This window comes from Pseudomonas sp. S4_EA_1b (assembly GCF_016307435.1).
Lineage (GTDB): Bacteria > Pseudomonadota > Gammaproteobacteria > Pseudomonadales > Pseudomonadaceae > Aquipseudomonas > Aquipseudomonas rhodesiae.
Genome location: NZ_JAEILC010000014.1, coordinates 84,458 through 109,671 on the forward strand (window position 1 = coordinate 84,458; position 25,214 = coordinate 109,671).

Below are 25,214 nucleotides of genomic sequence, written 5' to 3' on the forward strand. Positions count from 1 at the left end.
ACGCGGTGAACTGAGTTCAACGCTAGTTCTGTTGTCGGTGGGGAGAGCCTGAAAAACTCGTAGGAAATTTCACAGGCTGACAACGGCGACCCGAGGCAGGTCGCCGTGACACAGGGGGGTCAGACGCGGAAGCGGCCGACCAGGGCTTGCAGGTGGGTGCCCAGGCGCGCGAGTTCGGTGCTCGACGTGGCAGTCTCTTCGCTGGCGGCGGCGGTCTGTTCCGAGATGTCGCGCACGTTCAACACGCTGCGGTTGATCTCTTCGGCCACGGCGCTCTGCTGCTCGGCGGCGGTGGCGATCTGGGAGTTCATCGCCTGGATCGTCGATACGGTACGGGTGATGCTGGCCAGGGCACTGCCGGCGCGGCGGGTCAGTTCGACACTGCTGTCGGTGAGGCCGCGGCTGTTGTCCATGATGGCCGCCACCTGCTGAGTGCCGGTTTGCAGGCCGGCAATCAGCTCTTCGATCTCTTCGGTGGACTTTTGGGTGCGCTGCGCCAGGCTGCGCACTTCATCGGCCACCACGGCGAACCCGCGCCCGGCTTCACCGGCCCGTGCCGCTTCAATCGCGGCGTTGAGTGCCAACAGGTTGGTTTGCTGGGCCACGGACTTGATCACATCGAGCACGCTGCCGATCTTGTCGCTTTCGCGCTTGAGGTCGCCCATGGCCTCGGTGGAGTTGCCGACCTCGGTGGCCAAGCGCTCGATCTGAGCAATCGCCTCGCCCACCACCTTGTCGCCCTCACGGGCCTGCTGGTCGGCGGCCACGGCGGCTTCGGAGGCTTCCTCAGCATTGCGCGCCACTTCCTGCACGGTGGCAGCCATTTCGTTCATGGCGGTGGCCACCTGATCGGTTTCGACCTTCTGGCTGTTGACCCCGGCACTGGTCTGTTCGGTCACGGCGGACAGCTGTTCGGCGGCGCTGGCGATCTGGGTCACGCCATCGCTGATGCCGCCGATCAACTCACGCAGGCCCACGGTCATGCTTTGCATGGCCCGTTGCAGTTGGCCCAGTTCGTCCTGGCGCAGCGAGGTCAGGTTGTGGCTCAAGTCGCCCGAGGCGACGCGCTCCGCGACTTTGAGGGTCTGCTCCAGCGGGAGGATGATCTGGCGAGTGATGGCCCATGCGGCCACGAGACCGAAGATCAGTGCCAGGATGGTCGCGAGCAGCAACAGGTTTTTTGCGTGGGCGGCGTCGGTGTCGCGCACGACAGTCTGAGAGTCAGTCAGTTTGTTGCTGCGATCAATCAGGATATCGCCTTGGGCGCCCATGATTTTCAGGGCAGCAGCGCTGGCCAATTGGGAGTCCCGGAATTGGCTGACCGCTGCGCGGTAGGCTTGCAACGAGACGCTGGCCTGTCCCAGATTGTTCGAGAATTGATCGCCAATCTGGCCGTTGAGGCTGGCAATTTTCTTGAGGGCGTTATCAATGGCATCCAGCGCGGGCTGTTCGGCTTCGACTTTGCCGCTGTAGGTGTAGCCACGAACCTGGAAGCGGGCCTGCTGAATCAGCTTGCTCAGTTCGACGATGCTGTTGAACTGGCTGACGCTGTCGCCTTGCAATAGAGCCTTTTCAACTTCAGCGACCTTAGCCACCGCGTTGTCGGCGGTATCGCCCAGCTTGCTACGGGCGTTCTCTCGGTTGGCACCGGCTTGTGCCATGGCCTCAAAGGCGCGTTTGTAGGTTTCGACCGCTGCTAGTTGGTCTTCGATCAAGGCGATATCGGCGGGTTGTTCGATCAGTGTGCGCGCGGTTTTAAGGCCGCTGTCCAGTTGCCCCAGCAGCCCGCTGACGGCGGTGGTTCCCTGTTCGCCGCGACGCATTTCATAGTCCAGGCGCGCAATGCGCAAGTCCTTGGTCAAGTCATTGAGGCTGGCGATATAACCCAGTTTGTCCCCTCGGCTGATTACCCCCGACAGCCCGGTCCAGCCAGTGAGCATGATCAATAGGGTCAGCAGCAGCACCAGGCCAAAGCCTACCGCCAGCTTGGTTTTGACACTGACATTCCCCAGTTTTTCGGCTAACCAACGATACATGCTGCAAACTCCCCTGGAACAAGGCTTGGACTTATCCAAGCCTTATCGGCTGCCTAGGGCGTTTCTGTAGGAATCAGCAGTTGGGGGCGTCAGAACAGGCGGGCAAGGAGAGCCGTCACGGCCGTTTCGACGCGCAGGATACGTGCACCGAGTTGCACCGGTTGCAAGCCGGCCTTGGTCAGCAATTCCACCTCGTAGGGGATCCAGCCGCCTTCCGGTCCAATCGCCAGGGTGACCGGTTCATCCAAGCCGCGCGGGCAGGCCGGGTAATCCCCCGGATGACCGATCAGGCCCAAAGTGCCCTCGGTCATGGCCGGCAGACGGTCTTCAACGAACGGCTTGAAGCGCTTTTCGATGATGATCTCGGGCAGCACGGTGTCGCGGGCTTGCTCCAGGCCCAGGATCAGTTGCTCACGGATCGCCTCGGGCTCCAGGAACGGGGTCTGCCAGAAACTTTTCTCTACCCGGTAGCTATTGACCAGCACCACCTTGGGCACACCCATGGCCGCCACGGTTTGCAGCACTCGGCGCAGCATCTTCGGGCGGGGCAGGGCCAGCAATAGGGTCAGGGGCAGTTTGGCCGGCGGCGGCAGGTCGAAGCTGACCTGTAACTCGGCCTCGGCGGCCTCAAGGCGCAGCAGGTGCGCATTGCCCATCAGCCCGCCGATGCGGCCGACGCGCAGGTTGTCGCCCACCGCCGCGCGGTGGACGTCCTGCATATGCACCAGGCGTCGATCCCGCAGGATCACTCGGTCGGCCGCGATAAAGTCGGCGTCTTCCAGCAGCAGCAGGTTCACGGCTGGGTCGCTGGCGGCTGGTCGTCGTCGGCGGGTTGGTCATCCGGGTGGTCGCTGCGCTTGCTGATCAGGCCGCTGAACAGGATGCCGATCTCGAACAGCATCCACATCGGCACGGCCAGAAGGGTCTGGGAGAAGATGTCCGGCGGGGTCAGGATCATGCCGACCACGAAGCAGCCGATGATCACGTACGGGCGGATTTTCTTCAGGTACTGCACGTTGACCACGCCGATCCATACCAGCAGCACCACCGCCACCGGGATCTCGAAGGCCACGCCAAAGGCGAAGAACAGCGTCATCACGAAGTCGAGGTAGCTGGTGATGTCGGTCATCATCTCCACGCCGGCAGGTGTGGCGGCAGCGAAGAATTTGAAGATCAGCGGGAACACCAGGAAGTAGGCGAAGGCCATGCCGGTGTAGAACAGCAGGATGCTCGACACCAGCAACGGCACCGCGATGCGTTTCTCATGCTTGTACAGGCCCGGAGCGATAAAGCCCCAGATCTGATGCAGGATCACCGGGATCGCCAGGAACAGCGAGACCATCATCGTCAACTTCAACGGCGTGAGGAACGGCGAGGACACATCGGTGGCGATCATCGTCGCGCCGGCCGGCAGGTACTGGCGCAACGGCGTGGAGACGAACGTGTAGATCTGCTGGGTAAAGGCGAACAGCCCGGCAAAGATGATGAAGATCGCCGCTACGCAACGCAGCAGGCGGGTACGCAGCTCGGTAAGGTGCGAGACCAGCGGCATGTGCTGGTCGTTTTCCGGTTTATCAGCGCTCATGGGGCTCGCGGCGGCAATGTAGGGTCATGGGGAGCGGGCGACGCGGTGGGCGCCGGTACTGGCTCTGGCGGGGTTGGAGCGGTGTCGGCGGCTGGGGCTGGTGCAATGCTGTGTTCAGCCACCGGCTCCACCGGTTTGGCCGGCTCCTGCACGGGCGACAGGATCTTGCGCGCCTCTTGCTCCAACGACAGGATGTGTTCGTTGTGCAGTTGCCGGCGGATCTCGTCCGCGCCGATTTCCCGTTCAACTTCCTGTTTGATGGCGTTGAAACTGCGTTTCAGGCGCCCGATCCACAGCCCGGCCGTGCGTGCGGCACCGGGCAGGCGTTCCGGCCCCAGCACCAACAGGGCCACGAGGCCGACGAGGAGCAGTTCAGAGAAGCTGATACCAAACATTAGTCAGTGCTCACGAGTCTTTGCGGGTCGGCTCTTCGACTTTTTCAGCCTGCACGTCGAAGGTGCGACGCTCGGTGATCGGCTGGGCGGCCTGGGGGTGCACAGGCTGGGCCGGTGGCACCGGATTGGCCGCAGGGTCGGCGGGTTTTTCGTCGTCGTTCATGGCCTTGCGAAAGCCCTTGATCGACTCGCCCACGTCGGTGCCGAGGTTTTTCAGTTTCTTGGTGCCGAACACCAGCACCACTACCACCAGAATGACGATCCAGTGTTTCCAGTCAAAAATGCCCATGCTGCAAATCCTCTAATCAACGTTATTCAAGCGGACGGGCGCGAGGCCTTTTCGGCGTGCCCGGACAGGCCGAAGCGACGGTCCAGTTCATCCAGCACGGCCTGCGGATGCTGCCCCAGTTGGGCGAGCATGACCAGGCTGTGGAACCACAGGTCGGCGGTCTCGTAGATCACATCGCTGCAGTCGCCACTGATCTGGGCGTCCTTGGCGGCAATGATAGTCTCGACCGATTCTTCGCCGAGCTTCTCCAGGATCTTGTTCAAGCCCTTGTGGTACAGGCTGGCTACGTAGGAGCTGTCGGCGTCCGCACCTTTGCGGTCCTCCAGCACCTGGGCCACACGGTTCAGGGTATCGCTCATGTTCAGTGTCCTGCGGAGTAAATGGCGTGCGGGTCTTTAAGCACCGGTTCGACCACTTTCCACTCGCCGTCCTCGAACACGCGATAGAAGCAGCTGTGACGGCCGGTGTGGCAGGCAATGCCGCCGATCTGCTCGACTTTCAGGATGATGACATCCCCATCGCAATCCAGACGCAGCTCGTGCAGGGTCTGCACATGCCCGGACTCTTCGCCCTTGCGCCACAGTTTGCCACGCGAACGTGACCAGTAGATGGCGCGCTGCTCAGCGGCGGTGAGGCTCAGGGCCTCGCGGTTCATCCAGGCCATCATCAGCACGCGCCCGGTCTTATAGTCCTGAGCAATGGCTGGCACAAGGCCGTCACTGTCCCATTTGATTTCGTCCAGCCAGTCTTTCATGTTCGGCTCCGGCAATTTGCAACAGTGTATAACTGGATCGGCTATCGCCGCACAATCAGATAAACACCCACGGCGACCATGATCCCGGCCGGCCAATGGCCCAATTGGTTTAGCGGCCCGCCGATCGCCAGCATCACGCCACCCACCAGATGCGCCGCGCCCAATAAGCGCAGGAACCAGTCGTCCTTGCGTTTTTGCCACGGTGGCGCGGGGTCTTTGGCGTGGGGTTGGGACATGCGCTCAAGCAGGTCACGGGTCATATTGGCCAGGTGCGGCAGCTGTTCGAACTGGCTGTGCAGGTTGCCCAGCATGGTCTTTGGACTCATGCGCTCGCGCATCCAACGTTCCAGGAACGGCTGCGCGGTATTCCACAGGTCGAGGTCCGGGTACAGCTGGCGGCCCAGGCCTTCGATGTTGAGCAGGGTTTTTTGCAGCAGGACCAACTGCGGCTGCACTTCCATATTGAAGCGCCGCGCGGTCTGGAACAGGCGCATCAGTACCTGGCCAAATGAAATATCTTTTAATGGTTTTTCAAAGATCGGCTCGCACACGGTACGGATCGCCGCTTCGAATTCATTGAGCTTGGTCTCCGCCGGCACCCAGCCCGAATCGATGTGCAATTGCGCCACGCGGCGGTAGTCGCGCTTGAAGAAGGCGAACAGGTTGCGCGCCAGGTAATCCTGGTCTTCCGGAGTGAGGCTGCCGACGATGCCGCAGTCGATCGCGATGTACTGCGGGCTCCACGGGTTGACGGTGCTGACGAAGATATTGCCCGGGTGCATGTCGGCGTGGAAGAAACTGTCGCGGAACACCTGGGTGAAGAAAATCTCCACGCCGCGTTCGGCGAGCATCTTCATGTCGGTGCGCTGGTCGGCCAGGGTGGCCAGGTCGGTGACCTGCACGCCATAGATGCGCTCCATCACCAGCACTTTAGGGCGGCACCAGTCCCAATACACTTGCGGCACATACAGCAGTTGCGAGCCTTCGAAGTTGCGCCGCAATTGGCTGGCGTTGGCCGCTTCACGCAGCAGATCGAGTTCGTCGTAGATGGTTTTTTCGTAGTCGGCGACCACGTCCACCGGGTGCAGCAAGCGTGCATCGGCGCTGAAACGCTCGGCGGCGCGAGCGAGGATAAACAGCCATGCCAGGTCCTGGCCGATGATCGGCTTGAGGCCCGGGCGAATCACCTTCACCACCACTTCTTCGCCGGTCTTGAGTTGCGCGGCGTGCACTTGCGCCACGGAGGCCGAGGCCAGGGGCTCGACGTCGAAGCGCCTGAACACCTCGCTGATCTTTTTGCCCAGTTGCTCTTCGATCAGCGCCATCGACTGTTGGGAGTCGAAGGGCGGCACGCGGTCCTGCAACAGCATCAGTTCGTCGGCGATGTCTTCGGGCAGCAGGTCGCGGCGGGTGGAGAGAATTTGCCCGAACTTGATGAAGATCGGCCCCAGGTCCTGCAATGCCAGGCGCAGGCGCGCACCGCGGCTGAGCTCCAGCCGTTTGCGGGGCAGCCAGCGCCACGGCAGTACATAGCGCACCGCCAGCAGGAACCATGGCAAGGGCAGGGCGAACAGCAGGTCATCGAGACGGTAGCGGATTACGACGCGCTGGATACGGAACAAACGGCGGACGGCGAGCAGCTTCATGCGTTATCGCTTGGATCAAGGGAACGGCTCAGGCGCTCGAAGCGCGCCTCAAGGCGTTCCAGGTCGAGTTTGGCCTTGTCGAGTTCACGAAAGCGCGCTTGCGCTTCCCGTTGCCCGACCAGAGTGCGCGATTCTTCGCTCAGGTATTCGGCGAGGTTCTGGTTAAGGCTGGCGAATCCCTGCTGGTACCAGCGCGTGCGGCTGCGCACGTGACCGCTGATCAACTGGGTGGCGACGGGGCCGATCCAGCGCGAGAGTTCGTATTCCCAGTCCAGTTCCAGATCCTGCAGCACGGCGGCCAGGTCCATCAGCACCGCGCTGTCGCCTTCCAGCTCAACTTCGGTGCTGTGCAGGATGGCGGTCTTGTTGCGGCTCAGCGCCAGGTGCAGCAGGCTCGATGCTGGCGCACGCAGGGTGCAGTCGGCGTCGGCGGCCCACTGGGTCGCCAGCATCAGGCCTTCATCGCTGGGCAGGATAAACAGCTGCAAGGCGGGGCTGCGGCAGTCGACGGCGATGACGTTGCCGTTAAGGTGTGCGAGCCGCGCCAGGGCAGTGCTGTCCAGGCGCAGCACACGGTTGAGGCCGTGTTCGACGCTGGCGAGAAGACCTTGCAGCAGCATCAGGGCTTGATGCCGCGGTGCAGGGCGACGATGCCCGAGGTCATGTTGTGGTAAGTCACACGGTCAAAACCGGCTTCCACCATCATCGACTTCAGGGTCTCCTGGTCGGGGTGCATGCGGATCGATTCGGCCAGGTAGCGGTAGCTCTCGGCGTCATTGGTGATCAGCTTGCCCATCAGCGGCATGAAGGCAAAGGAGTAGGTGTCGTAGACCTTGGACATCAGCGCGTTGGTCGGCTTGGAGAACTCCAGCACCAACAGGCGGCCACCCGGTTTGAGTACGCGCAGCATCGAGCGGATCGCGTCTTCTTTATGGGTCACGTTGCGCAGGCCGAAGGCGATGGTCACGCAGTCGAAATGGTTGTCGGGGAACGGCAGCTTTTCAGCGTCGGCCTGGACGAATTCGATATTGCCGGCCACGCCTTTGTCGAGCAGACGGTCACGGCCGACCTTGAGCATCGAACCGTTGATGTCCGCCAGCACCACCTGGCCAGTCGGGCCGACGAGCTTGGAGAACTTGGCGGCCAGGTCGCCCGTGCCGCCGGCGATGTCCAGCACGCGATTGCCGGGGCGTACGCCCGACAATTCGATGGTGAAGCGCTTCCACAAGCGGTGCATGCCGCCGGAAAGCACATCGTTCATCAGGTCGTACTTGGCGGCTACAGAGTGGAACACCTCAGCGACTTTTTCCGCTTTCTGGCTTTCCGGGACGTTCTTGAAGCCGAAGTGAGTGGTGGGTTCGGCATCGCTGCCTTTGCGCTGATCAGTCATATCGCTGTCACCAAAAGAGAATGCGGCACATGATAATCCCCAAGGCTTGCTTTGTCTTGGCAAGGCTGCAGGTAAGATAGAAGGGCGCCGAGACGTTTTGCCGCATTCACGTTGTGCAAGTCTCTATTTTTCAAGTCTCTGCAAGAGGAATCATCGCAATGGCCCGTATCACCGTTGAGCGTGCACACTCCCTGGGTAAAGAAGGCGCACGGGCAAAGGCCGACAAGTTGGCGAACAAACTCAAGGAAAAATATGGCCTGGAGTCGTCATGGTCTGGCGATACCTTGAGCCTCAAGCGTTCCGGGGTTAAAGGCACCGTACTTGTGGCTGACGATTCGCTGCGTATCGATGTGGAACTTGGCCTATTGATGTCCGCCATGAGCGGCACCCTCAAGTCCGAAATCGAAAAAGCCCTGGACAAAGCCTTGGCCTGACTTCTTAGGGTTAGGGTGCCGATTCTAATTTTTCCTCCTACTTTGTGCCCAAGCCCACAACTCCTGCGGGCCGTTCCTCCCCCCTATTCTGTGTGAGGTGCACCATGGCCAACGTTATCCTGAAGAAAAAAATCGACACTCCAACCCGCGCCCTGAGCGATGTTAAATCCTACGCGCGCAAGATCTGGCTGGCGGGCCTGGGGGCCTATGCGAAGGTCGGCAGTGAGGGCAGCGAGTATTTCAAAGAGCTGGTTAAGAGCGGTCAAGATATTGAAAGTAAAGGCAAAAAAGTTGCCGTTGAACAACTTGATGCCGCCAACAGTCAGATTGACCAAGTAAAGAGTAATGTCACTGCGGTCAAAGGTCGGGTAGAAGTTCAGCTGGATAAAGTTGAAAAAGCTTTTGATACTCGCGTTGCAAGTGCCTTGAATCGAATCGGCATTGCGTCTAAACATGACGTGGAGACACTCTCTGCTAAGCTCGAAGAGCTGACGGCATTGCTCGAACGTGTCGCGCGTAAACATTAAGGAGACAACGGGATGGCTGTTAAAAAGAATACTCAGAAAGAAGGCAGCTCGTGGATCGGGGAAGTTGAAAAATACTCCCGTAAGATCTGGCTTGCTGGTTTAGGCGTGTACTCGAAGGTCAGCAGTGATGGCGGCAAGTACTTCGAGACCTTGGTTAAAGACGGCGAAAAAGCCGAGAAGTTGACCAAGACCACCGTTGGCAAGAAAGTCGATGCGGCCAAGGCCAGTGCAGGTTCGGCCAAGGCAAGCATTTCCGACACCTGGGGCAAGTTGGAAGAGACCTTCGACAAGCGCCTCAACAGTGCCATTTCGCGCTTGGGCGTACCCAGCAAAGCGGAGCTGAAGACGTTGCACAGCAAGGTCGACACGCTGACCAAGCAAATCGAAAAACTCACCGGCGCTAAAGTGGCACCCGTGAAAACCGCCGCCGCCAAACCTGCGGCCAAAACCGCAGCGGCTAAACCGGCCGCAAAAACTGCCGCCAAGCCATTGGTGAAAGCCGCCGCCAAACCTGCAGCAAAAACCGCGGCCAAGGCGCCGGCGAAAGCGGCGGCCAAGCCTGCGGCCAAAACCGCAGCAGCCAAGCCGGCTGCAAAAGCCGCCGCTAAACCGGTCGCTGCCAAAGCGGCTGCCAAGCCTGCGACCAAAGCCGCCGCCAAGCCTGCAGCCAAACCAGCAGCTAAGGCTGCGGCGAAACCGGCCGCCAAGCCTGCGGCGAAAACCGCAGCGGCCAAGCCCGCCGCCAAACCTGCTGCCAAGCCCGCCGCAGCGAAGAAGCCCGCCGCCGCCAAAAAACCTACGGCCGCCAAACCGGCAGCGGCAACCAAACCTGCAGCTCCAGCATCCACCGCCTCTACAGCCAACTCGGTCTCCGCGCCGACGCCGGCTGCCGCTACCCCGACTGCAACGCCGGCTACCCCGACGCCTTCCAGTCAGTCCTGATTTTTCCGGGACATCCAAAAATACCCGGCCTGCGAAGGTCGGGTTTTTTTGTACCCGCTGATTTTTACCGGCAACAACGCCAGCGCCATCAGTTGTAAGTGATCGAAACGGTAACGGCGCTGGCCAGACTGCCGTGGGTGAGGGGTTCCCCGGTTTTGTGGTACGCCGCCGTCAGCGGCATCACTGCTTTATTGCCGGCAGTTGCGATGCTACGGCTGCGCTGGTCCACGGTGCCGTTAGCGGGGATGGTATACGCGGGGGAGCCGCGATGTATGAGCTGCAGGGCTGTTCCCCCCGAGGTCCCGGTATTGGAAAACAGTTGGGCGTTACCCGTTGAAGGGGTGCCGGAGAACAGAAAAACCACAGTGTTGATATCCGACTCGCAGTCGGCGGAAATCTCGAAATCAAACGCGCCCGTACTGGCCGTCGCATCGAAGTCCGAGACCTTGATGGTGGGCAAGGTAATGGTGCGGTTCTCATCGCCGGCCGCCAGGTTGCAGGTGCCGGCGTTGATCTGGCCGACAAAAGTCAAAGTCCCCGTGGTGGCGGCCTGAACCCCATGGCTGGCCACGCCCACAGTGATTGCCAGCCAAACCGCCGGCGCGCGAATGTTCATCGCATGATCCTCAATCGGTCAGTCATAGGTGATGTGTACGGTCACGGTGCTGATGAAGGTGCCTTGAGTGACCGTGCCGTTCTTGTGATAAGCGCTACCGAGTGGCAGCACGGCGCGGTTGCCCGAGACCGCCAGCGTGCGTGTGTCTTCGGTGCCGTTGGCGAGAATGTTCTGCACCCCGCCGCCGAGGCGTGAGTACAGCCAGAGCGCAACGCCTGCGGCGGTGCCCGTGTTGGCGAAGATCCGATCATTGCCCGGTGCCGGTGCCCCGGAAAAACGGAACGTGACGTTCATGGCGTCGCTGCATTGCGCGGTCAACTCGAAATCCCGTCCGCCAACGACCGTCTGAGTGTCGAATGCACGGACTTGCACCGGCTCGAACAGGATCGTGCGGTTGACGTCACCGGCGTCCAGGTTGCAGGTAGGCGTAGGGGCGACAAAACGCACCGATGTATTGAGCAGCAAGTGAAAGCGGCCTTTGCCGCCGTCCCAACGATCTTCAACCAGGCTTCCACTGGTCAGCGTGCCGCTGGTGACGGGGCCGGTCTTGAAGAACAACGCCTCCGCGCTGACATTGCTGTACAGCGGCAACGCATTGCTCTGACTGAACGGGGGCGAGGTGTGCAGTTGATGGGGGTAAACCAGTCCCCTGTGATTACGCACCAGCACGCGTATGCCGACCCCTGGCACACCGGTGTGATACGCCGTGACGCCTGCGCCCGGCACCATCGCCGAGTCGGTGAAGCGCCCGATAATCTGCCTGGGGGTCGAAGTACGGCAGTTGAGTTCAAAGCTGGGCGCGATGCCGTTGAAAGCCTGCCGGATAATCAGGCTGCCCACGGGAAGGCTGGCGGGAACGGTGATGGTATCCGGCAGGGACAGGCCGTGCTCGGAGTTGGGATATAGCCGACACTCAGCAAGCACCGTGATCGGCGCCCCGACTATCAGCAGGAGCAAACAACATCTAACAGTGTGCGTCATGGGCAACCTCGTTATCAGAAGCCGGGTATCAAGGGGCGCGTGATCATGCCGTTCAGCCGCTTGCATCGCGCTCGGCCGCTGGCGGCTGCGCGGCGAGGTCGGCACCGAGCCGGCACAGGCCAGCGTTCAGATGCCGCATGCGCTGCTTGTTCTGCGCCGTGGCCGCGATGGCGGCGTTGTAGGTAAACCAGCAAGTGGCAGTGGCGGTTGAACCCCACTTGACGGTCAATTTGCCCCGCGCCCGGGAGACCCGAACAAACGCCTTTCCACCTTGGCCGACGATCCCGACACTGGCGCCGTCTTCATCGAATACATCCGAACCGAACGGCACTGGGCTGCCGTCCTCGCGCTGTGTGGTGATCAACAAGGCTTGGCCGCTGACCGTCTCGAATTGCAGCTTCACCACCGAGCCGGCGCGGGGCGCGACGTTGCGCGCTGCGGTCTTGAGTTCGACATCCACGGACAAGTCCTTGGGGTCCAGCTCGACCACGTTCTGTCGATAGGGCGTGAGGTGGCTCACCACGGCCTGGCCGTCCTTGCCGACGTGGGCGGCGTGGTTGCCATTGATCCTCGCGCCCTGGGCGTCGGGTGCCTGGACGATCCCCAGGGTGTCGCCCAGCTCCGGGGCGAAGATCAGGCCGTCGGCGTGCGCAACCAGGCCGCCGGTCATGCCCAGCGATGTCGAGCGGTACGCCTCGCTGTGGCCATAGCTGGCGGACAACACGCCATAATCGGCCTGGTATTTCATATCGGCACTCTGGGTGTTGCCGCTGCCCTGGGTGCGGCTGGTGCTCAGGCCGTAGCTCAGTTGATTGTGCTCGCCCCAACTACCGCCCAGGCTGATCCGCTCGCCGCTGTTGTGGTCGCCACGGTAGGCCGTGCTGGTCAGAGTAGGCGTATGCGTGCCGCTGCCCAGCGGCAGGCTCAGGGTCAAATCCAGCTGTTGATCGACCTCACCACTCAGCACATCACGGCCGCGCTGAACGCTGAGGGTGTAGTGGAGGTTTTTCCAGTGGCCGCTGTAGCCGGCGCTGAAGGTCAGGTTGCCCCCTGAACGGTTCCAGTAGTGTTGCGAAGAACCGGTCACATACACCGAGCCGTGGCTCAGGCTTTGATTAAGGCTGATATCCATCCTGTCGCGCAGGCGTGACACGTTGTCCAGGTCGCGTCCGTCCAGGGCATGGTCGCGCAGTTGCGCGGCATCGCCCGCCGTCAGAAAACCGGAGGTGGAGTAACGGTAAGCGCCGAGGGTGAAGTGGGTGCCGCTGTCGGCGAAATTCTTGCTGTAGCGCAGTTGCACGCTGTGCCCGCTGCGCGAGCCATGCTTCGGAATGTCGGCGCTTGAGTGTGTCAGGTCCACGGACAATGCGCCCAATGGCGTGTTGAATGCCGCGCCTGCCAATTGGGCGCGGTAGTCCTCGCCCAGCATCGCGCCGGTGTAGCCAGTCAGCAGATTGCTCAGACCCTGTTGGTAGGTGGCCTGCATCAGCTTGGGCGGATGGCGCAGCCCCAGCTCATCCACCTGGCCGACACTTAGCGTGTAGCGCCGGTAGCCCGGTCGCAGCAAGTGAGCATTGGCGGCGAACGGCACGATAAACGCGCGCTGGCGACCGTCGGCCTCGGTGATCGTCACACTCAGGTCGCCGCCGTAACCGGTCGGGAAAAAATCGTCGAGCACAAAGGGGCCGGGCGCCACGGACACTTCGCTGAGCAACACGCCACGTTGACGCACGCTGACACGGGCATTGGTTTCGGCGATACCGCGCACCACCGGCGCGAAGCCGGTCATGGAATCCGGCAGCATCCGGTCATCGCTGAACAGGCTGATGCCGCGCAGGCGAATGCTGTCGAAAAGTTCGCCGGGGGTATGGATTTCACCGGCCATCAGTTGTGATCGCCACCGACTCAGTTCGCGCTGCACATAGGTGGCGTTGCTCTGATAGCCAGCGGCGCCGAGGCTGTGGCTGTAGCTGCCGTTATGTCGCCAATGCCAATCGCCCAGGTTGAGCCCGGTGTTCAGGCCCATGTAGTGGGAGTCCAGCGAGCGGCCGTTGGTGCGAGTGGTAAAGGTGTTGGCGTTGTAGCGCACGAACGCTGCGTCCACGCCACTTTCCCAGTGCCTGGGGTCGACGTAGCCACGCGCTTGGCGCGTCAGGTAAACCTGGGGGATCTGCAGGTCCAGGCGCGTTTCGCCGATATCGAACTGGCTGCTGGCGCCGGGTAGATAGCTGGCGATCTCGGCGCAACGGTCAAACGGTTTGCGCGGGCCGGGTGTTTGTTGGTCGGCACTGTCGACCTCGATACCGAAGCGTTGCAACGCCTCACGTTCCAGGCACAGCTGTGCCGACGGCTGACCCTGGACGGCGATAAACGTGACGCTCTCGCGCCCGAGCCACTGCCCGTTGAGGTACACCTCTGAACGGTAGGTGCCTGGCAACACGACGTTGCCCTGGCTGAATTTCGCGATATCGACCTGCAAGCCTGCCGCGCCATCGGCAAAGAAAGCCGGGTTGAACTCCACATACTCGGCGCCGTGGGCGTCCATCGCCTCGGCGCTGCTCACCAGCAGCAGGCTACGCATTGTCAGACTCAAACCACGGCGTGCCAGGGGCGCACTGCGGACGCCGGTGGGCGTGATCGCACTCATTGTTAAGCGTTTCCAAAAACAGGTGTTGCTCGGCTCCCGGCATAGGGAGGGTCATGGGGCGACCTTGGCGTTGTGGAGGACCTTCACCCCGAAATCGTCCAGCGTCTGGAATTCCACGCTGGCCGTAGCTCCAGGCGGCGCTTTGAGGTCGGGCAGATCGAAGCGGGTGCGAGCGCCGGGCATCACCATATTGCCGGCCCCGGAGGCAGCGGCTTGGCGCCCATGGCGTTGCCCGGCGACCTGCACCTCGACACGCTCGAAGGTCACCAGGTAAGGAGTCGGGTTGAACACTTCCACCGCCTCGCCGTAGGCGCTCGACACGCGGCGCCACTGCAACTTGGCGGGCGCGGCCTCGGCGCCGTGGGGCAGGCCCGGGGGACGCAGGATCAGCTTGATCCGTGTGCGAAACGCCAGTTGCAACTGGTTACTGGGCTGGACGCCTCGCGCCTGCGCCGGCACCTCCAGCACGTTGAACCAAAACAGGCTCTCCTGCGCTGGCGGCAACCCCTCGCCGGTGTAAGCCACGCGTACGACCTGCTGTTTACCCGGCTCCATGCGAAAGATCGGCGGCGTGACCACGAACGGGATGTCGGCCAGTTCTGGCGTCGAATGTTCGTCGCCGTTGTCGAGCCAGGTCTGGATCAGCACCGGTACTTGGTTCCTGCTTTCAAGCCTGACGGTGACTTCCTTGTGGGACTGCGGATAGATAATCCGTGTGCTGCTGATCACCACGCTCGCCTGCGCCGATAGCGCGACGACCATGGCGCACAGGGCTGCCACGGTGTGTCGAATCGAAAGAGTGGACATGGGCGGTCATCCACCAGACGTGTGGCTGAGGCCCGCCACATGGCGCACGCGGGCGCCGAAGTCGCTGATGCTGGTGAACTCGACCTGAGCGGCGCCGTGCGGACGCTGCTGCAGGGTCGGCAGCACAAAGCGTTTTACGTCGCCGGCGGGCAGCAGCAGGCTGTCGTCGGCCGCTTGGCTCGGTGCCTTGCTGAAGCGCTTGCCGGCGCTGAACAACATCACCGGGCCGAGCGATACGTGATACGGCGTCGGGTTGGTGACTTGCAGGGCAAACCCGCGCTCATGGGGGACCAGCGTCCATTGCAGTTTCGAGGCCGCGCGCTCCACCGGATAGGGCAGAGCCGGTGGGCGCAGGAATACCCGCAGGCGGGTGCGGAACGACAGTTGGATCTGATTGTTCTGCGCGGCATCCACGGCACGCGGCGGCACTTCAAGTACATTCAGCCAGAACAACCGTTCACGCGCTTCGGTCAGCGGCTCGCCGGTATAGCGCAGGCGCAGGGCCTGTTGCTGGCCCGGCTCGATGCGGAAGATTGGCGGCGACACGCTGATCGGCGTGAGTGCGGTGGCCGGCGTCGAGTGTCGATCACCGCTGTCCAGCCAGGTTTGCACCAGCGCCGGGCGGTTGCCACGGTTCTCCAGACGCACGACTACTTCCTGCTGTTCGGCCGGGTAGACCACTCGCGTGCCGTGGATGATCACGCCGGCCTGGCCGGCTGACGTCCACCACGACAACAGACTGAAGGCCCAGGTGACCAGCACCCGTCGGGTTTGGCTGCTCATGGCGTTACTCGGCGTACTCGATCATAAAGCCGACCCGCGTGTTGACCTTGCCCTCGGTGGCCGGTCCGCTCGCATACAGTTGTGCCGCCAGCGGGATGATTGCCTGGTTATCGGCGATCACCACGCTCTCGGATTTTTCGCTGTAGACATTGATCGGCGAGCCGCTACGGCTGGTGACTTCGACCTGCACATTCTTGGCGTTGGTGGTGTCGGCCGGGTCGTCATGACCATCGATGTTCAGGCGTCCGGTAGCCACGTCGATGGCGGGGCTGGTTGGGTCGAACGCGACCATGGCGATGCGCCCGTTGGTGCAACTGCCTTCTCCGGGCGCGCCAATGCGAATGGTAAAACCGGTCAGGTTGGCGCGGCTGCCAGCGGTGGCCAGGCGCGCTGCCGAGACGCCACCCAGGTTGACGTCTTTGACCACCGCGCCACTGCCCGGCGCCGCACCTTCGACCGTGCAGGTCACATCGGTGACCAGCCCGCTGAAATTGATCACGCCGTCGACCGCGAACGCAGCGTGGGGGAGTGCGGCGGCCAATGCCAGTAGGGCTGCGACGGGGGGGAGAATATTGACGTTCATGGTATTTCCAGGGGGTGATTGATCGATAAGGGGCCTCGGTGGATGTGGATAATTTGTATCTAAAAGTTAATGCGTTCTATAGCGAAGCCACGACTTTTAGTTCGAGATAGTTCGAAACGGTGCTGTTTTAATTATGGTTTTTTGCAAGTCTTGTTCGAGCTGTGAAAGTTGCTGTAAGTGATGTCCGTCAGGGGCTTCTGTAGGGCGTGTCGATATCCGTTGTGCGGCGATATTGAACCCTGTGTAGGCCTGGGCTATACCGGGCTGGTAATAAGGGTGGATTGTGTAGATCGTTGCGTTACTTATGCGGGTGTCTGTATGCCTACTTCAACTAGTCATGCGTATACCGTCATGTTGTTGGATGACCACGAAATGGTTCGGCAAGGTATTGAGCTGGGCCTGAGTGGAGCGTCCGATATCAAGGTGATCGGTTCTTTTGCCACGGGCCGGCAATTGCTGGACGCCCTTGCGCGGCAATCGGCGGATGTCGTGGTGATGGACTTCATACTGGCACCGGCGGAAATCGATGGGCTCAGCCTGCTGCAGGCGCTGAACCGTCGTTTCAGCCAGTGTCGACCATTGATTGTATGTTCCCACTACACGCCTGCGACGGTATCGCTGTCGTTGAAAGCGGGATGCTGGGGCATCCTCGGTAAAACCCAGAACTTGACCGAGTTGATCAGCGCCATTCGAACCGTCGCCCAAGGAAGGATTTATTTACAGCCCTGCATGGTGCCGGCATTGCAGGGTACGCAATCGGTGTGGGAGGCCATCAGCCAAAAAAACACCACGGATTTTGCATCGCCATTACGCTTGAATGCCTGCCTTACTCCAAAAGAACAGGAAGTACTGCGCTGTTTTCTGGATGGCATGTCGGTGAACTCGATTGCCGCCAAGTTCTCGCGCAGCGCCAGTACCATCAGCACGCAAAAACAATCGGCTTATCGCAAGTTGGGGATCAGGAACGACAGTGAGTTATTCAAGTTCACTCAACAATTCGGCGCGCTGGGCTGATGCTCACCGAGCAGCGTTAAATGTGATCGTCCAGATAACGCAGCGCCAGACGCTCCGTGGCCTGCCGCGCCGGCATCAACAGATGCGGCGCCACCAGCATCATAATTTGGTAAACGACCACCCGCACCTCGCCCTCGCGATCGAGAATGCGCTGGTAATCCAGGGAAAACAGCAGGGTGAGGGTGATCTGTTCCACCAACTGCCCCAGCGCCTGGGTATCGCTGACCAACTGCCCGGCCGCCTTCAAGCGTGCCAGCAGTGACGCCAGGGTGCGCTTGAGCGCCGTAAGCAGGTTGCGAATGCCCTTGGCCAGCTTGGGCAGGCGCCCGGCCAGGTTTGAGAGGTCCTGGAACAGAAAACGGTAGTGGGCCATGCGCTCAATGATCAGGTGCAGGAACAGCCAGTAGTCCTGGGGCTCCAGTTGCGCGTCGGCCGGTGGGTCGAGCAACGGCGCCAGTTCATTCTGAAAGCGCTCGAACAACCCCAGCACCAAGGGTTCCTTGCCATGGAAGTGGTAGTAGAGGTTGCCGGGGCTGATCCCCATTTCATTGGCCACCTCCATGGTCGACACGTTCGGTTCGCCCTTGTGGTTGAACAACTGCAGGGCACATTCAAGGATACGGTCGCGGGTCTTCATCCAGTCTTCTTAATCTGATCGTTGAGCTCAGCGCACCCGCACATAGGTGCCCGGCGCCGCTTCCATTGGTGGGTAATTCTGGTTGCCCAGGGCGGTCAGGGTTTCGCGCTGCACGCCCGAGCGTTGCTGGATCCATGCCAGCCACTGCGGCCACCAACTGCCTTCGACATGGTTGGCGTCGTAGTACCAGGCGCGCGGGTCGCTGCTTAGCTTGGGGTTTTCGACGTAATTGGCCTTGGGGTTGCCAGGCGGGTTGAGGATGCTCTGGATATGCCCACTGTTGGACAGCACGAAGCGCCGCTCGCCACCCAGCAGTTGCGTGGAGCGATACACCGCATCCCAGGGCGTGATGTGGTCGTTGATGCCAGCCACGCTGAAGCTGTCCACCGTGACCTTTTGCAAGTCGATCGGCGTGCCGCACACCTCCAGGCCGCCGGGATGGCTCAGTGGGTTGTGCTTGAAAAAATCCAGCAGGTCGCCGTGCAAGGCGGCGGGCAGGCGCGTGTTGTCGTTGTTCCAATACAGAATGTCGAACGCCGGCGGTTCCTTGCCCAGCAGGTAATTGTTGATCCAGTAGTTCCAGATCAGGTCGTTGGGGCGCATCCAGGCAAACACCTTGGCCATGTCGCGGCCGTCCAGCACACCTTGTTGGTAGGACCGACGTTTGGCCGCTTCCAACGTTTGCTCATCGGCGAACAGGGTGGCGGGGCTGTCGATCTGGCTGTCCAGCAGGCTCACCAGGTAGCTGGCGCTGGAGATGCGGCGCAACTGGCGCTTGGCTTGCAGATGGCCTTGCAGCGCGGCGATGGTCAGGCCGCCGGCGCAGGCGCCCATCAGGTTGACCTCCCGCGCGCCGGTAATGGCCCGGCACACGTTGAGCGCTTCTTCCAACGCCGCCACGTAGGTGGACAGGCCCCACTCGCGATGCCGCACATCCGGGTTGCGCCAACTGACAATAAAGGTCTGCAGGCCGTTTTTGAGCGCGTATTGCACGAAGCTGTTGGCCGGGCTCAGGTCGAAGATGTAGTACTTGTTGATTTGCGGCGGCACCACGAGCAGCGGCCTGGCGTACTGTTTCTCGCTCATGGGTTTGTACTGGATCAACTCCAGCAGCTCGTTGCGAAACACCACCGAGCCGGGCGTGGTGGCCAAGGTTTTACCCACTTCAAATGCCTGTTTGCTCACTTGGCGCGGCAGGCCATTGTTGTGCAGCAAATCGTCGAACAGGTTGCTCACCCCGCGCACCACGCTATTACCCCCGGAGTTGAGCAGCTCCTTGACGGCCAAGGGGTTGAGCAAGGTGTTGGAGGGCGACACCGCATCGTTGAACAGCGACAAGGCAAAGTGCGCCCGGGCCCGGTCGTCGTCGCTCAGGGTGCTGTCGTCGATCCAGTGGCGGGTCTGTTTCTGCCAGCTCAGATACGCCTGAAGACTGCGCCGATAAAGTGGGTTGAGCTGCCAGGTGGGGTCGACGAAACGGCTGTCGCGGGGGTTGGGCTCATGCACGGTCTCGCCCAGCAGAACGCGACCCAGTTGCCCACCCAGGGCCAGGGCGTGACGGGCGGTATGCACCGGGTTACGCAAACCGTGGGCGGCCACGCTGCGCAGGGTCGACAGCAGGTCGCGGCCCCTCAGGCCGGTGATCGCATTTTGCGCATTGATGAACGCGGCGGGGGTGGGCGCCGGGTTCGTCACGGGTCTTTCTCGCATGAGCCAACACTCCTTCGTCTAGCCATCAACAGGCACGCCAATTCAGAACCATAGTCGGTTCCTGGCAAGTTGCGCGGCGGTGTGGTCCTTACACCGCGGGGCGTGGGTGAATCACTGCGCGCAGGCGTTCCTCCTCCAGGAATTTCATGATGATCGGCGCCACGGCCTCGGCCCGGGTGATCAAAAACAAGTGGCCATCATCGATGATGTGCAACTGCGCGTTGGGGATGCGCCAGGCGAGCATGCGCATATTGACCAGCGGGATCAGCGGGTCATCGTCGCCGGCCAATACCAGGGTGGGTTGGCGGATCTTGTGCAGCCAATGGATGCTGGTCCAGCCCAGTCCCGCGAACAACTGCCAGTAGTAGCCGAGCTTGCCGGCCGAACGCACTTTGCTGGCATGTTCGGCGGCCAGCTTCGAATCGCGACGGAACGAGCCGCCGTAGATCATCGGTGCAATGCGTACCACATGGGACGGCTGGATATAGCGGCGCGGGCTCGCCATCAGCCACAGCACTTTCGGCTTGCCCGGCACCATCACCGCGCCCGCCGCCGTCGCCGCCAGGATCAGCTTCTTGCAGCGCTCCGGGTAGTCATAGGCGAACTGCTGCGCCAGCGCGCCGCCCCAGGACACGCCGACGGCATTCACCTGGCCGTAGTCCAGGTAATCAAGCATGCGCGCGGTGAGCTTGGCCAGGCCAGGGAAGCGGTACGGCCGGCTGGGCGTCGAGGAACCGCCCACTCCCGGTACGTCGAAAGCAATGACCTCCAGGTCCGGGTCCAGAGCCTGCACGAACGGAAACACCAGCTCCAGGTTGGCGCCGATGCCGTTGAAGATCAGCAACGGCGTCAAGTGAGGCTTGCCCGGACGTACCGCCGTGCGGATGGTCTGGCCATCCAGGTCGATGGTACGGAAGATGAACGGTTGCGCCATGCTCAAGCCCTGTGAGATGTGACGGTTGGAATGCAGGCCGAATGTGGGAGGGGGCTTGCCCCCGATTGCAATTGATCAGCCAATGGATCAGATGACCGACACACGGTCATCGGGGGCAAGCCCCCTCCCACGTGTGACCCCATTTCAATTCAGCGTTCGTGTACGTAAGTCCCCGGGGCTGCTTCTGCTGCTGCGTAGGTTTTATTGCCTAATAGCGTCGGCGCCTTCTTCAATTTGCCCGCCCGCTCGGCCTGCCACGCTTGCCAGTGTAGCCACCAGGAATCGGTGTGCTTGGTGGCGTTTTCCTGCCATTGCAGGGCCGTGCTCGCCAAGCCGTCGCTGGTCTGGTAGCGCGCCTTGGGGTTGCCCGGCGGGTTGAGGATGCTCTGGATATGCCCGCTGCTGGACAACACGAACTCCACGTTACCGCCAAACAACTGGGCCGACTTGTAGCAGGACTGCCAGGGGGTGATGTGGTCGTTGGTGCCGGCCAGGGCATAGATATCGGCGGTCACTTGCTTGAGGTCGATCGGCGTGCCGCACACTTCCAGAGCGTTGGGGCGAACCAGCGGGTTGTTCTTGAACAGTTCGATCAGGTCGCCATGGAATGCCGCGGGTAAACGCGTGGTGTCGTTGTTCCAGAACAGGATGTCGAAAACCGGCGGTTCGTTGCCCAGCAGGTAGTTGTTGACCCAGTAGTTCCAGATCAGGTCATTGGGACGCATCCAGGCGAACACCTTGGCCATGTCGCGACCTTCCAATACCCCGGCCTGGTAGGAGTGGCGCTTGGCCGCTTCCAGCGTCTGCTCGTCGACGAACAGCGCCACCTGGGTGTCGAGGGTGGTGTCGAGCACGCTCACCATCAGGGTCAGGGCGTTGACCTTTTTCTCGCCCAGCGCCGCGTAATGGCCCAGCAGCGCCGTGCAGGTGATACCACCGGAGCAGGCGCCGAGCATATTGATGTCTTTGCTGCCGGTGATCGCGGTGACCACATCGACCGCTTCCTTGAGCGCCTCGATATAGGTCGACAGGCCCCACTCGCGCTGGGCCTTGGTCGGGTTGCGCCAACTGATGATGAACGTTTGCTGGCCGTTGCGCAGGCAGAAACGCGCCAGGCTTTTATCCGGGCTCAAGTCGAATACATAGAATTTGTTGATCTGCGGCGGCACCACCAGCAGAGGGCGTTCATGCACTTGTTCGGTGATCGGCTTGTACTGGATCAACTCCAGCACATCGTTGCGAAACACCACCGCGCCTTCGGAGGTGCCCAGGCTCTTGCCCACTTCAAAGGCGCCCATGTTGACCTGGCTCGGCATGCCGCCGTTGTGCACCATGTCCTTGGCCAGGTGGGACAGGCCATCGAGCAGGCTTTTGCCGCCGGTTTCGAAGAAGCGTTTGACCGCCGCCGGGTTGGCCGCGCTGTTGGTGGGGGCCATGGCTTCGGTCATCAGATTGATCACGAAGTGGCCGCGGCTGATGTCCTGTTCCGACAGGTTACTGTCGCCGATCCAGTCGTGCAGTTCCTTGCGCCACGCCAGGTAGGTTTGCAGGTAACGTTTGTAGAGCGGGTTCTGGCTCCAGGCCGGGTCGTGAAAGCGACGGTCATCGCTTTCCGGCCCCAGCGCCGATTTGCCGAACATGACGTTTTTCAGTTCCACCCCGAAATGGGCGACATGCTTGACGCTGTGCAACGGTTGCTTGATGGCTTGGGTCAGCACCATCTTCGCCGAGGCCAATAAATCCTTTTTGCGTAACGCGATGATCGGGTTCAACCCCAGGGTGTTCTCCGAGGCCTGGCGTTTCAAGTCATCGTTGTTCTTGTTACTCATCTACGACGCTCCATTGTCCGAAAGACGAGTACCGGGTACCGCTGCGCACCAAGTTTCGATACACAACACAAGCCAGGTACTGCGACTCGGGTGACCGTTGATACCGCATCGTCAAATGCAGGGAACTTGCCAGTTCCATTGGTTACCCGAGTTTAATTTTTTTCGCAAGCAGGCCAATCATTGGCCACGCGACAGGGCATTCAAGCAGATGAAATTAGAAAATGCTCTCTAAAGAGCAAGACGCCTGACTTAGAGCATCAGGCGTACGACCGACTCACTCGGGTCGCGGGTTTTACCGGCGGCCTTGAGTTCGGCGAGGTAGTCGGCCCACAACGTTTCCTGACGCACGGCCAGTTGGTAGAGGTAGTCCCAGGTGAATAGCCCGCTGTCATGACCGTCGTCGAAGGTCAATTTCAGTGCGTATTGGCCGGCCGGCTCGATCTTGGTCAGCCGAACGTTCAGCTTGCCGAATTGCAGGATGGGTTTGCCGTGGCCCTGGACCTCGGCGGAAGGCGAGTGCACCCGCAGGAACTCGGCGGGCAGCTGGTAGACCTCATCAGGCCCGTAAGTGAGGCCGAGGGTGTTGGAGGTTTTGTGCAGGTTTATAGCAGTAGGAAACTTGGCCATATGAGGTACTCCTGAATAAACCGGCTTAAAAATATGGGAGGGGCAAGCCCCTCCCATATTTGAAGCACGCAGTTCTGTGTGAGGCTTACAGGATATACCGCGACAAGTCTTCGTTCTGCGCCAATTCGCCCAAGTGGCTGTTGACGTAGTCGGCATCGATCTTGATTGCTTCGCCATTCTGCGCACCGGCCATGTCGCCGGCGCTGAAGGACACTTCCTCAAGCAGGCGTTCTAGCAGCGTGTGCAGGCGACGGGCACCGATGTTCTCGGTCTTCTCGTTGACCTGCCAGGCGATTTCCGCCAGGCGCTTGATGCCGTCCGCCTGGAACTCGATACCCAGCCCTTCGGTTTTCAGCAGCTCACGGTATTGCTCGGTGAGCGAGGCATGCGGCTCGCTGAGGATGCGTTCGAAGTCGCCCGGTGTCAGCGCCTTGAGTTCCACGCGAATCGGCAAACGGCCCTGCAGCTCCGGCACCAGATCGCTTGGCTTGCTCAGGTGGAATGCACCGGAAGCAATGAACAGGATATGGTCGGTCTTGACCATGCCCAGCTTGGTGTTGACGGTGCAGCCTTCGATCAGTGGCAGCAGGTCGCGCTGCACGCCTTCACGGGAGACATCGACGCCGCCGGAGTTACCGCGCTTGGCCACCTTGTCGATCTCGTCGATAAACACAATGCCGTGCTGCTCGACCGCTTCGAGGGCCTTGGCCTTGAGTTCTTCCTCATTCACCAGGCGTCCGGCTTCTTCGTCGCGCACCAGCTTGAGCGCTTCCTTGACCTTGAGCTTGCGGCTTTTCTTCTTGCCCTTGCCCATGTTGGCGAACAGGTTCTGCAACTGGCTGGTCATTTCTTCCATGCCAGGCGGCGCGGAGATGTCGACGCCGGACACTTCGGCCACTTCGATTTCGATTTCCTTGTCGTCCAACTGGCCTTCGCGCAGGCGCTTGCGGAACAGTTGGCGCGTGTTGGAATCCGAAGCCTGTGCGGCGTCTTCGTTGAAGCCCATGCGCGCCGGTGGCAGCAGGGCGTCGAGGATACGTTCCTCGGCGGCGTCTTCGGCACGGTGGCTGACCTTGGTCATTTCCTGTTCGCGCAGCATCTTCAGCGCAGCGTCGGCCAGATCGCGAATGATCGACTCGACGTCACGGCCGACATAGCCCACTTCGGTGAACTTGGTGGCTTCGACCTTGATGAACGGGGCATTGGCCAGTTTGGCCAGGCGCCGGGCGATTTCGGTTTTACCCACGCCGGTCGGGCCGATCATCAGAATGTTCTTGGGCGTTACTTCAACGCGCAGTTCTTCTGGCAGTTGCATGCGGCGCCAGCGGTTACGCAGCGCGATGGCAACGGCGCGTTTGGCATCGTCCTGGCCGATGATATGGCGGTTGAGTTCATGGACGATTTCACGGGGAGTCATGGACATAATGTGTGGCGGCCCTCAAGCGCGAATAAGCCTGCGGCTTACTCGGCGAGGTCCTGCTCCTCAATGGTCTGGTTGTGGTTGGTGAACACGCAGATATCGCCGGCGATACCCAGGGCGGTCTCGACGATTTCCCGCGCCGACAGGTCGGTTTTCTTCAGCAGCGCACTGGCTGCGGCCTGGGCGTAGCCGCCGCCGGAGCCCATGGCAATCAGGCCATGTTCGGGCTCAACCACATCGCCATTACCGGTGATGATCAAGGAGGCGTCTTTGTTGGCGACGGCCAGCATGGCTTCCAGGCGGCTGAGGGAGCGGTCGGTGCGCCATTCTTTAGCCAGCTCGACGGCGGCACGCACGAGGTGGCCCTGGTGTTTTTCCAGTTGGCCTTCGAAACGTTCAAAGAGGGTAAATGCATCGGCAGTGGCACCGGCGAAACCGGCGAGGACCTGGCCGTGGTATAGGCGACGCACTTTTTTCGCGTTGCCTTTCATCACGGTATTACCCAGGGAAACCTGGCCGTCGCCGCCCATGACGACTTTGCCGTGGCGACGTACTGAAACGATGGTGGTCAAGGGGAGAGTCTCCACGCAGCGGGGCGAAAATGCCCTGATGGAAACTCATATGGGGG

The 25,214-nt window shown here is 61.2% G+C and carries 27 protein-coding genes and 1 pseudogene; 4 read left to right on the top strand and 24 right to left on the bottom strand.

What is annotated here, in order from left to right; translation table 11 throughout:
- Positions 1-119: 119 nt before the first annotated feature.
- From YA0848_RS36595 to ubiE, 11 genes and pseudogenes are all read right to left on the bottom strand, one after another.
- A complete protein-coding gene (locus YA0848_RS36595; protein ID WP_371918509.1) occupies positions 120-992 on the bottom strand; it encodes a methyl-accepting chemotaxis protein in 873 nt (290 codons plus the stop codon).
- Positions 978-2,036, bottom strand: a pseudogene (locus tag YA0848_RS36600) (methyl-accepting chemotaxis protein); the annotation flags it as partial. The gene YA0848_RS36595 and the pseudogene YA0848_RS36600, both read right to left, overlap by 15 nt.
- Before the next feature lie 89 nt (positions 2,037-2,125).
- The gene (locus YA0848_RS05305) at positions 2,126-2,833 is read right to left on the bottom strand and encodes a 16S rRNA (uracil(1498)-N(3))-methyltransferase (RefSeq protein WP_034111410.1); all 708 of its coding nucleotides are present in this window, start codon (positions 2,831-2,833) and stop codon (positions 2,126-2,128) included.
- Complete coding sequence (gene tatC, locus YA0848_RS05310) at positions 2,830-3,621, bottom strand: twin-arginine translocase subunit TatC (RefSeq protein WP_034095481.1); 792 nt, start codon at positions 3,619-3,621, stop codon at positions 2,830-2,832. The genes YA0848_RS05305 and tatC overlap by 4 nt, the downstream gene beginning before the upstream one ends.
- Positions 3,618-4,016, bottom strand: a complete 399-nt coding sequence (gene tatB / locus YA0848_RS05315) for a Sec-independent protein translocase protein TatB (protein WP_034111411.1) — start codon at positions 4,014-4,016, stop codon at positions 3,618-3,620. Before tatB ends, tatC begins: the two co-directional genes overlap by 4 nt.
- 10 nt (positions 4,017-4,026) lie before the next feature.
- Positions 4,027-4,305 carry a twin-arginine translocase TatA/TatE family subunit gene (locus YA0848_RS05320; RefSeq protein ID WP_017738835.1) on the bottom strand — a complete coding sequence of 93 codons (279 nt, stop codon included), beginning with the start codon at positions 4,303-4,305 and terminating at the stop codon, positions 4,027-4,029.
- Between the two features lie 26 nt (positions 4,306-4,331).
- The gene (locus tag YA0848_RS05325; RefSeq protein WP_003209299.1) at positions 4,332-4,664 is read right to left on the bottom strand and encodes a phosphoribosyl-ATP diphosphatase; all 333 of its coding nucleotides are present in this window, start codon (positions 4,662-4,664) and stop codon (positions 4,332-4,334) included.
- 2 nt (positions 4,665-4,666) lie between these two features.
- Complete coding sequence (hisI, locus tag YA0848_RS05330; protein WP_034095483.1) at positions 4,667-5,059, bottom strand: phosphoribosyl-AMP cyclohydrolase; 393 nt, start codon at positions 5,057-5,059, stop codon at positions 4,667-4,669.
- A 41-nt stretch (positions 5,060-5,100) separates the two neighbouring features.
- Complete coding sequence (gene ubiB, locus YA0848_RS05335) at positions 5,101-6,705, bottom strand: ubiquinone biosynthesis regulatory protein kinase UbiB (protein ID WP_034095484.1); 1,605 nt, start codon at positions 6,703-6,705, stop codon at positions 5,101-5,103.
- On the bottom strand, positions 6,702-7,325 hold the full coding sequence (locus YA0848_RS05340) for a ubiquinone biosynthesis accessory factor UbiJ (RefSeq protein WP_034095485.1): 624 nt from the start codon (positions 7,323-7,325) through the stop codon (positions 6,702-6,704). Before YA0848_RS05340 ends, ubiB begins: the two co-directional genes overlap by 4 nt.
- Positions 7,325-8,095 (bottom strand): bifunctional demethylmenaquinone methyltransferase/2-methoxy-6-polyprenyl-1,4-benzoquinol methylase UbiE, encoded by a 771-nt coding sequence (ubiE, locus tag YA0848_RS05345; RefSeq protein WP_034095486.1) that lies wholly within the window; start codon positions 8,093-8,095, stop codon positions 7,325-7,327. The genes YA0848_RS05340 and ubiE overlap by 1 nt, the downstream gene beginning before the upstream one ends.
- Before the next feature lie 158 nt (positions 8,096-8,253).
- Here ubiE and YA0848_RS05350 point away from each other — a divergent pair, with 158 nt between their 5' ends.
- The 3 genes from YA0848_RS05350 (at position 8,254) to YA0848_RS05360 (ending at position 9,998) form a co-directional block, all read left to right on the top strand.
- Entirely contained in the window at positions 8,254-8,529 is a 276-nt protein-coding gene (locus YA0848_RS05350) for a polyhydroxyalkanoic acid system family protein (protein ID WP_034095487.1), read from the top strand.
- 104 nt (positions 8,530-8,633) lie between these two features.
- On the top strand, positions 8,634-9,056 hold the full coding sequence (locus YA0848_RS05355) for a phasin family protein (protein ID WP_034095488.1): 423 nt from the start codon (positions 8,634-8,636) through the stop codon (positions 9,054-9,056).
- A gap of 12 nt (positions 9,057-9,068) precedes the next feature.
- The gene (locus tag YA0848_RS05360) at positions 9,069-9,998 is read left to right on the top strand and encodes a phasin family protein (RefSeq protein WP_034111412.1); all 930 of its coding nucleotides are present in this window, start codon (positions 9,069-9,071) and stop codon (positions 9,996-9,998) included.
- Positions 9,999-10,086: 88 nt separating this feature from the next.
- Here YA0848_RS05360 and YA0848_RS05365 read toward each other — a convergent pair whose 3' ends face one another.
- The 6 genes from YA0848_RS05365 to YA0848_RS05390 form a co-directional block, all read right to left on the bottom strand.
- Entirely contained in the window at positions 10,087-10,614 is a 528-nt protein-coding gene (locus tag YA0848_RS05365; RefSeq protein WP_169902975.1) for a fimbrial protein, read from the bottom strand.
- A gap of 18 nt (positions 10,615-10,632) precedes the next feature.
- Entirely contained in the window at positions 10,633-11,571 is a 939-nt protein-coding gene (locus YA0848_RS05370) for a fimbrial protein (protein ID WP_232925038.1), read from the bottom strand.
- A gap of 76 nt (positions 11,572-11,647) precedes the next feature.
- Entirely contained in the window at positions 11,648-14,242 is a 2,595-nt protein-coding gene (locus tag YA0848_RS05375; RefSeq protein WP_169902973.1) for a fimbria/pilus outer membrane usher protein, read from the bottom strand.
- 51 nt (positions 14,243-14,293) lie between these two features.
- Positions 14,294-15,049: a fimbrial biogenesis chaperone gene (locus YA0848_RS05380; protein WP_034095493.1), complete on the bottom strand. Its 756-nt coding sequence runs from the start codon at positions 15,047-15,049 to the stop codon at positions 14,294-14,296.
- A gap of 6 nt (positions 15,050-15,055) precedes the next feature.
- On the bottom strand, positions 15,056-15,832 hold the full coding sequence (locus YA0848_RS05385; RefSeq protein ID WP_034095494.1) for a fimbrial biogenesis chaperone: 777 nt from the start codon (positions 15,830-15,832) through the stop codon (positions 15,056-15,058).
- A gap of 4 nt (positions 15,833-15,836) precedes the next feature.
- Positions 15,837-16,415 carry a fimbrial protein gene (locus YA0848_RS05390; RefSeq protein WP_034095495.1) on the bottom strand — a complete coding sequence of 193 codons (579 nt, stop codon included), beginning with the start codon at positions 16,413-16,415 and terminating at the stop codon, positions 15,837-15,839.
- A 318-nt stretch (positions 16,416-16,733) separates the two neighbouring features.
- Between YA0848_RS05390 and YA0848_RS05395 the strand changes: the two genes are divergently transcribed.
- Positions 16,734-17,429, top strand: a complete 696-nt coding sequence (locus tag YA0848_RS05395) for a response regulator (RefSeq protein ID WP_371263971.1) — start codon at positions 16,734-16,736, stop codon at positions 17,427-17,429.
- 16 nt (positions 17,430-17,445) lie between these two features.
- Here the strand turns inward: YA0848_RS05395 and YA0848_RS05400 are convergent, their stop codons facing one another.
- The 7 genes from YA0848_RS05400 to hslV form a co-directional block, all read right to left on the bottom strand.
- Positions 17,446-18,066 carry a TetR/AcrR family transcriptional regulator gene (locus tag YA0848_RS05400; RefSeq protein ID WP_034095497.1) on the bottom strand — a complete coding sequence of 207 codons (621 nt, stop codon included), beginning with the start codon at positions 18,064-18,066 and terminating at the stop codon, positions 17,446-17,448.
- A gap of 27 nt (positions 18,067-18,093) precedes the next feature.
- Positions 18,094-19,776, bottom strand: a complete 1,683-nt coding sequence (gene phaC, locus YA0848_RS05405; protein WP_047881445.1) for a class II poly(R)-hydroxyalkanoic acid synthase — start codon at positions 19,774-19,776, stop codon at positions 18,094-18,096.
- Positions 19,777-19,864: 88 nt separating this feature from the next.
- Positions 19,865-20,710, bottom strand: a complete 846-nt coding sequence (gene phaZ / locus YA0848_RS05410; RefSeq protein WP_034095499.1) for a poly(3-hydroxyalkanoate) depolymerase — start codon at positions 20,708-20,710, stop codon at positions 19,865-19,867.
- A gap of 149 nt (positions 20,711-20,859) precedes the next feature.
- The gene (phaC, locus tag YA0848_RS05415) at positions 20,860-22,539 is read right to left on the bottom strand and encodes a class II poly(R)-hydroxyalkanoic acid synthase (protein WP_169902969.1); all 1,680 of its coding nucleotides are present in this window, start codon (positions 22,537-22,539) and stop codon (positions 20,860-20,862) included.
- Positions 22,540-22,788: 249 nt separating this feature from the next.
- On the bottom strand, positions 22,789-23,166 hold the full coding sequence (locus YA0848_RS05420) for a gamma-butyrobetaine hydroxylase-like domain-containing protein (protein WP_169902967.1): 378 nt from the start codon (positions 23,164-23,166) through the stop codon (positions 22,789-22,791).
- Between the two features lie 85 nt (positions 23,167-23,251).
- On the bottom strand, positions 23,252-24,589 hold the full coding sequence (gene hslU, locus YA0848_RS05425) for an ATP-dependent protease ATPase subunit HslU (protein WP_034095502.1): 1,338 nt from the start codon (positions 24,587-24,589) through the stop codon (positions 23,252-23,254).
- Positions 24,590-24,627: 38 nt separating this feature from the next.
- Positions 24,628-25,158, bottom strand: a complete 531-nt coding sequence (hslV, locus tag YA0848_RS05430) for an ATP-dependent protease subunit HslV (protein ID WP_003171209.1) — start codon at positions 25,156-25,158, stop codon at positions 24,628-24,630.
- Between the last annotated feature and the right edge of the window lie 56 nt (positions 25,159-25,214).

Excerpts from the sequence above, each read along its gene's own strand:
- tatC (WP_034095481.1), bottom strand. The coding sequence starts at position 3,621 with ATGAGCGCTGATAAACCGGAAAACGACCAGCACATGCCGCTGGTCTCG.
- YA0848_RS05350 (WP_034095487.1), top strand. The coding sequence starts at position 8,254 with ATGGCCCGTATCACCGTTGAGCGTGCACACTCCCTGGGTAAAGAAGGC.
- YA0848_RS05340 (WP_034095485.1), bottom strand. The coding sequence starts at position 7,325 with ATGCTGCTGCAAGGTCTTCTCGCCAGCGTCGAACACGGCCTCAACCGT.
- YA0848_RS36595 (WP_371918509.1), bottom strand. The coding sequence starts at position 992 with ATGCAAAGCATGACCGTGGGCCTGCGTGAGTTGATCGGCGGCATCAGC.
- YA0848_RS05360 (WP_034111412.1), top strand. The coding sequence starts at position 9,069 with ATGGCTGTTAAAAAGAATACTCAGAAAGAAGGCAGCTCGTGGATCGGG.
- tatB (WP_034111411.1), bottom strand. The coding sequence starts at position 4,016 with ATGTTTGGTATCAGCTTCTCTGAACTGCTCCTCGTCGGCCTCGTGGCC.
- YA0848_RS05395 (WP_371263971.1), top strand. The coding sequence starts at position 16,734 with ATGCCTACTTCAACTAGTCATGCGTATACCGTCATGTTGTTGGATGAC.
- hslU (WP_034095502.1), bottom strand. The coding sequence starts at position 24,589 with ATGTCCATGACTCCCCGTGAAATCGTCCATGAACTCAACCGCCATATC.
- hisI (WP_034095483.1), bottom strand. The coding sequence starts at position 5,059 with ATGAAAGACTGGCTGGACGAAATCAAATGGGACAGTGACGGCCTTGTG.
- YA0848_RS05365 (WP_169902975.1), bottom strand. The coding sequence starts at position 10,614 with ATGAACATTCGCGCGCCGGCGGTTTGGCTGGCAATCACTGTGGGCGTG.
- YA0848_RS05390 (WP_034095495.1), bottom strand. The coding sequence starts at position 16,415 with ATGAACGTCAATATTCTCCCCCCCGTCGCAGCCCTACTGGCATTGGCC.
- phaC (WP_169902969.1), bottom strand. The coding sequence starts at position 22,539 with ATGAGTAACAAGAACAACGATGACTTGAAACGCCAGGCCTCGGAGAAC.
- YA0848_RS05420 (WP_169902967.1), bottom strand. The coding sequence starts at position 23,166 with ATGGCCAAGTTTCCTACTGCTATAAACCTGCACAAAACCTCCAACACC.
- YA0848_RS05385 (WP_034095494.1), bottom strand. The coding sequence starts at position 15,832 with ATGAGCAGCCAAACCCGACGGGTGCTGGTCACCTGGGCCTTCAGTCTG.
- ubiB (WP_034095484.1), bottom strand. The coding sequence starts at position 6,705 with ATGAAGCTGCTCGCCGTCCGCCGTTTGTTCCGTATCCAGCGCGTCGTA.
- YA0848_RS05400 (WP_034095497.1), bottom strand. The coding sequence starts at position 18,066 with ATGAAGACCCGCGACCGTATCCTTGAATGTGCCCTGCAGTTGTTCAAC.
- ubiE (WP_034095486.1), bottom strand. The coding sequence starts at position 8,095 with ATGACTGATCAGCGCAAAGGCAGCGATGCCGAACCCACCACTCACTTC.
- YA0848_RS05375 (WP_169902973.1), bottom strand. The coding sequence starts at position 14,242 with ATGAGTGCGATCACGCCCACCGGCGTCCGCAGTGCGCCCCTGGCACGC.
- YA0848_RS05325 (WP_003209299.1), bottom strand. The coding sequence starts at position 4,664 with ATGAGCGATACCCTGAACCGTGTGGCCCAGGTGCTGGAGGACCGCAAA.
- YA0848_RS05320 (WP_017738835.1), bottom strand. The coding sequence starts at position 4,305 with ATGGGCATTTTTGACTGGAAACACTGGATCGTCATTCTGGTGGTAGTG.
- phaC (WP_047881445.1), bottom strand. The coding sequence starts at position 19,776 with ATGCGAGAAAGACCCGTGACGAACCCGGCGCCCACCCCCGCCGCGTTC.
- YA0848_RS05380 (WP_034095493.1), bottom strand. The coding sequence starts at position 15,049 with ATGTCCACTCTTTCGATTCGACACACCGTGGCAGCCCTGTGCGCCATG.
- phaZ (WP_034095499.1), bottom strand. The coding sequence starts at position 20,710 with ATGGCGCAACCGTTCATCTTCCGTACCATCGACCTGGATGGCCAGACC.
- YA0848_RS05355 (WP_034095488.1), top strand. The coding sequence starts at position 8,634 with ATGGCCAACGTTATCCTGAAGAAAAAAATCGACACTCCAACCCGCGCC.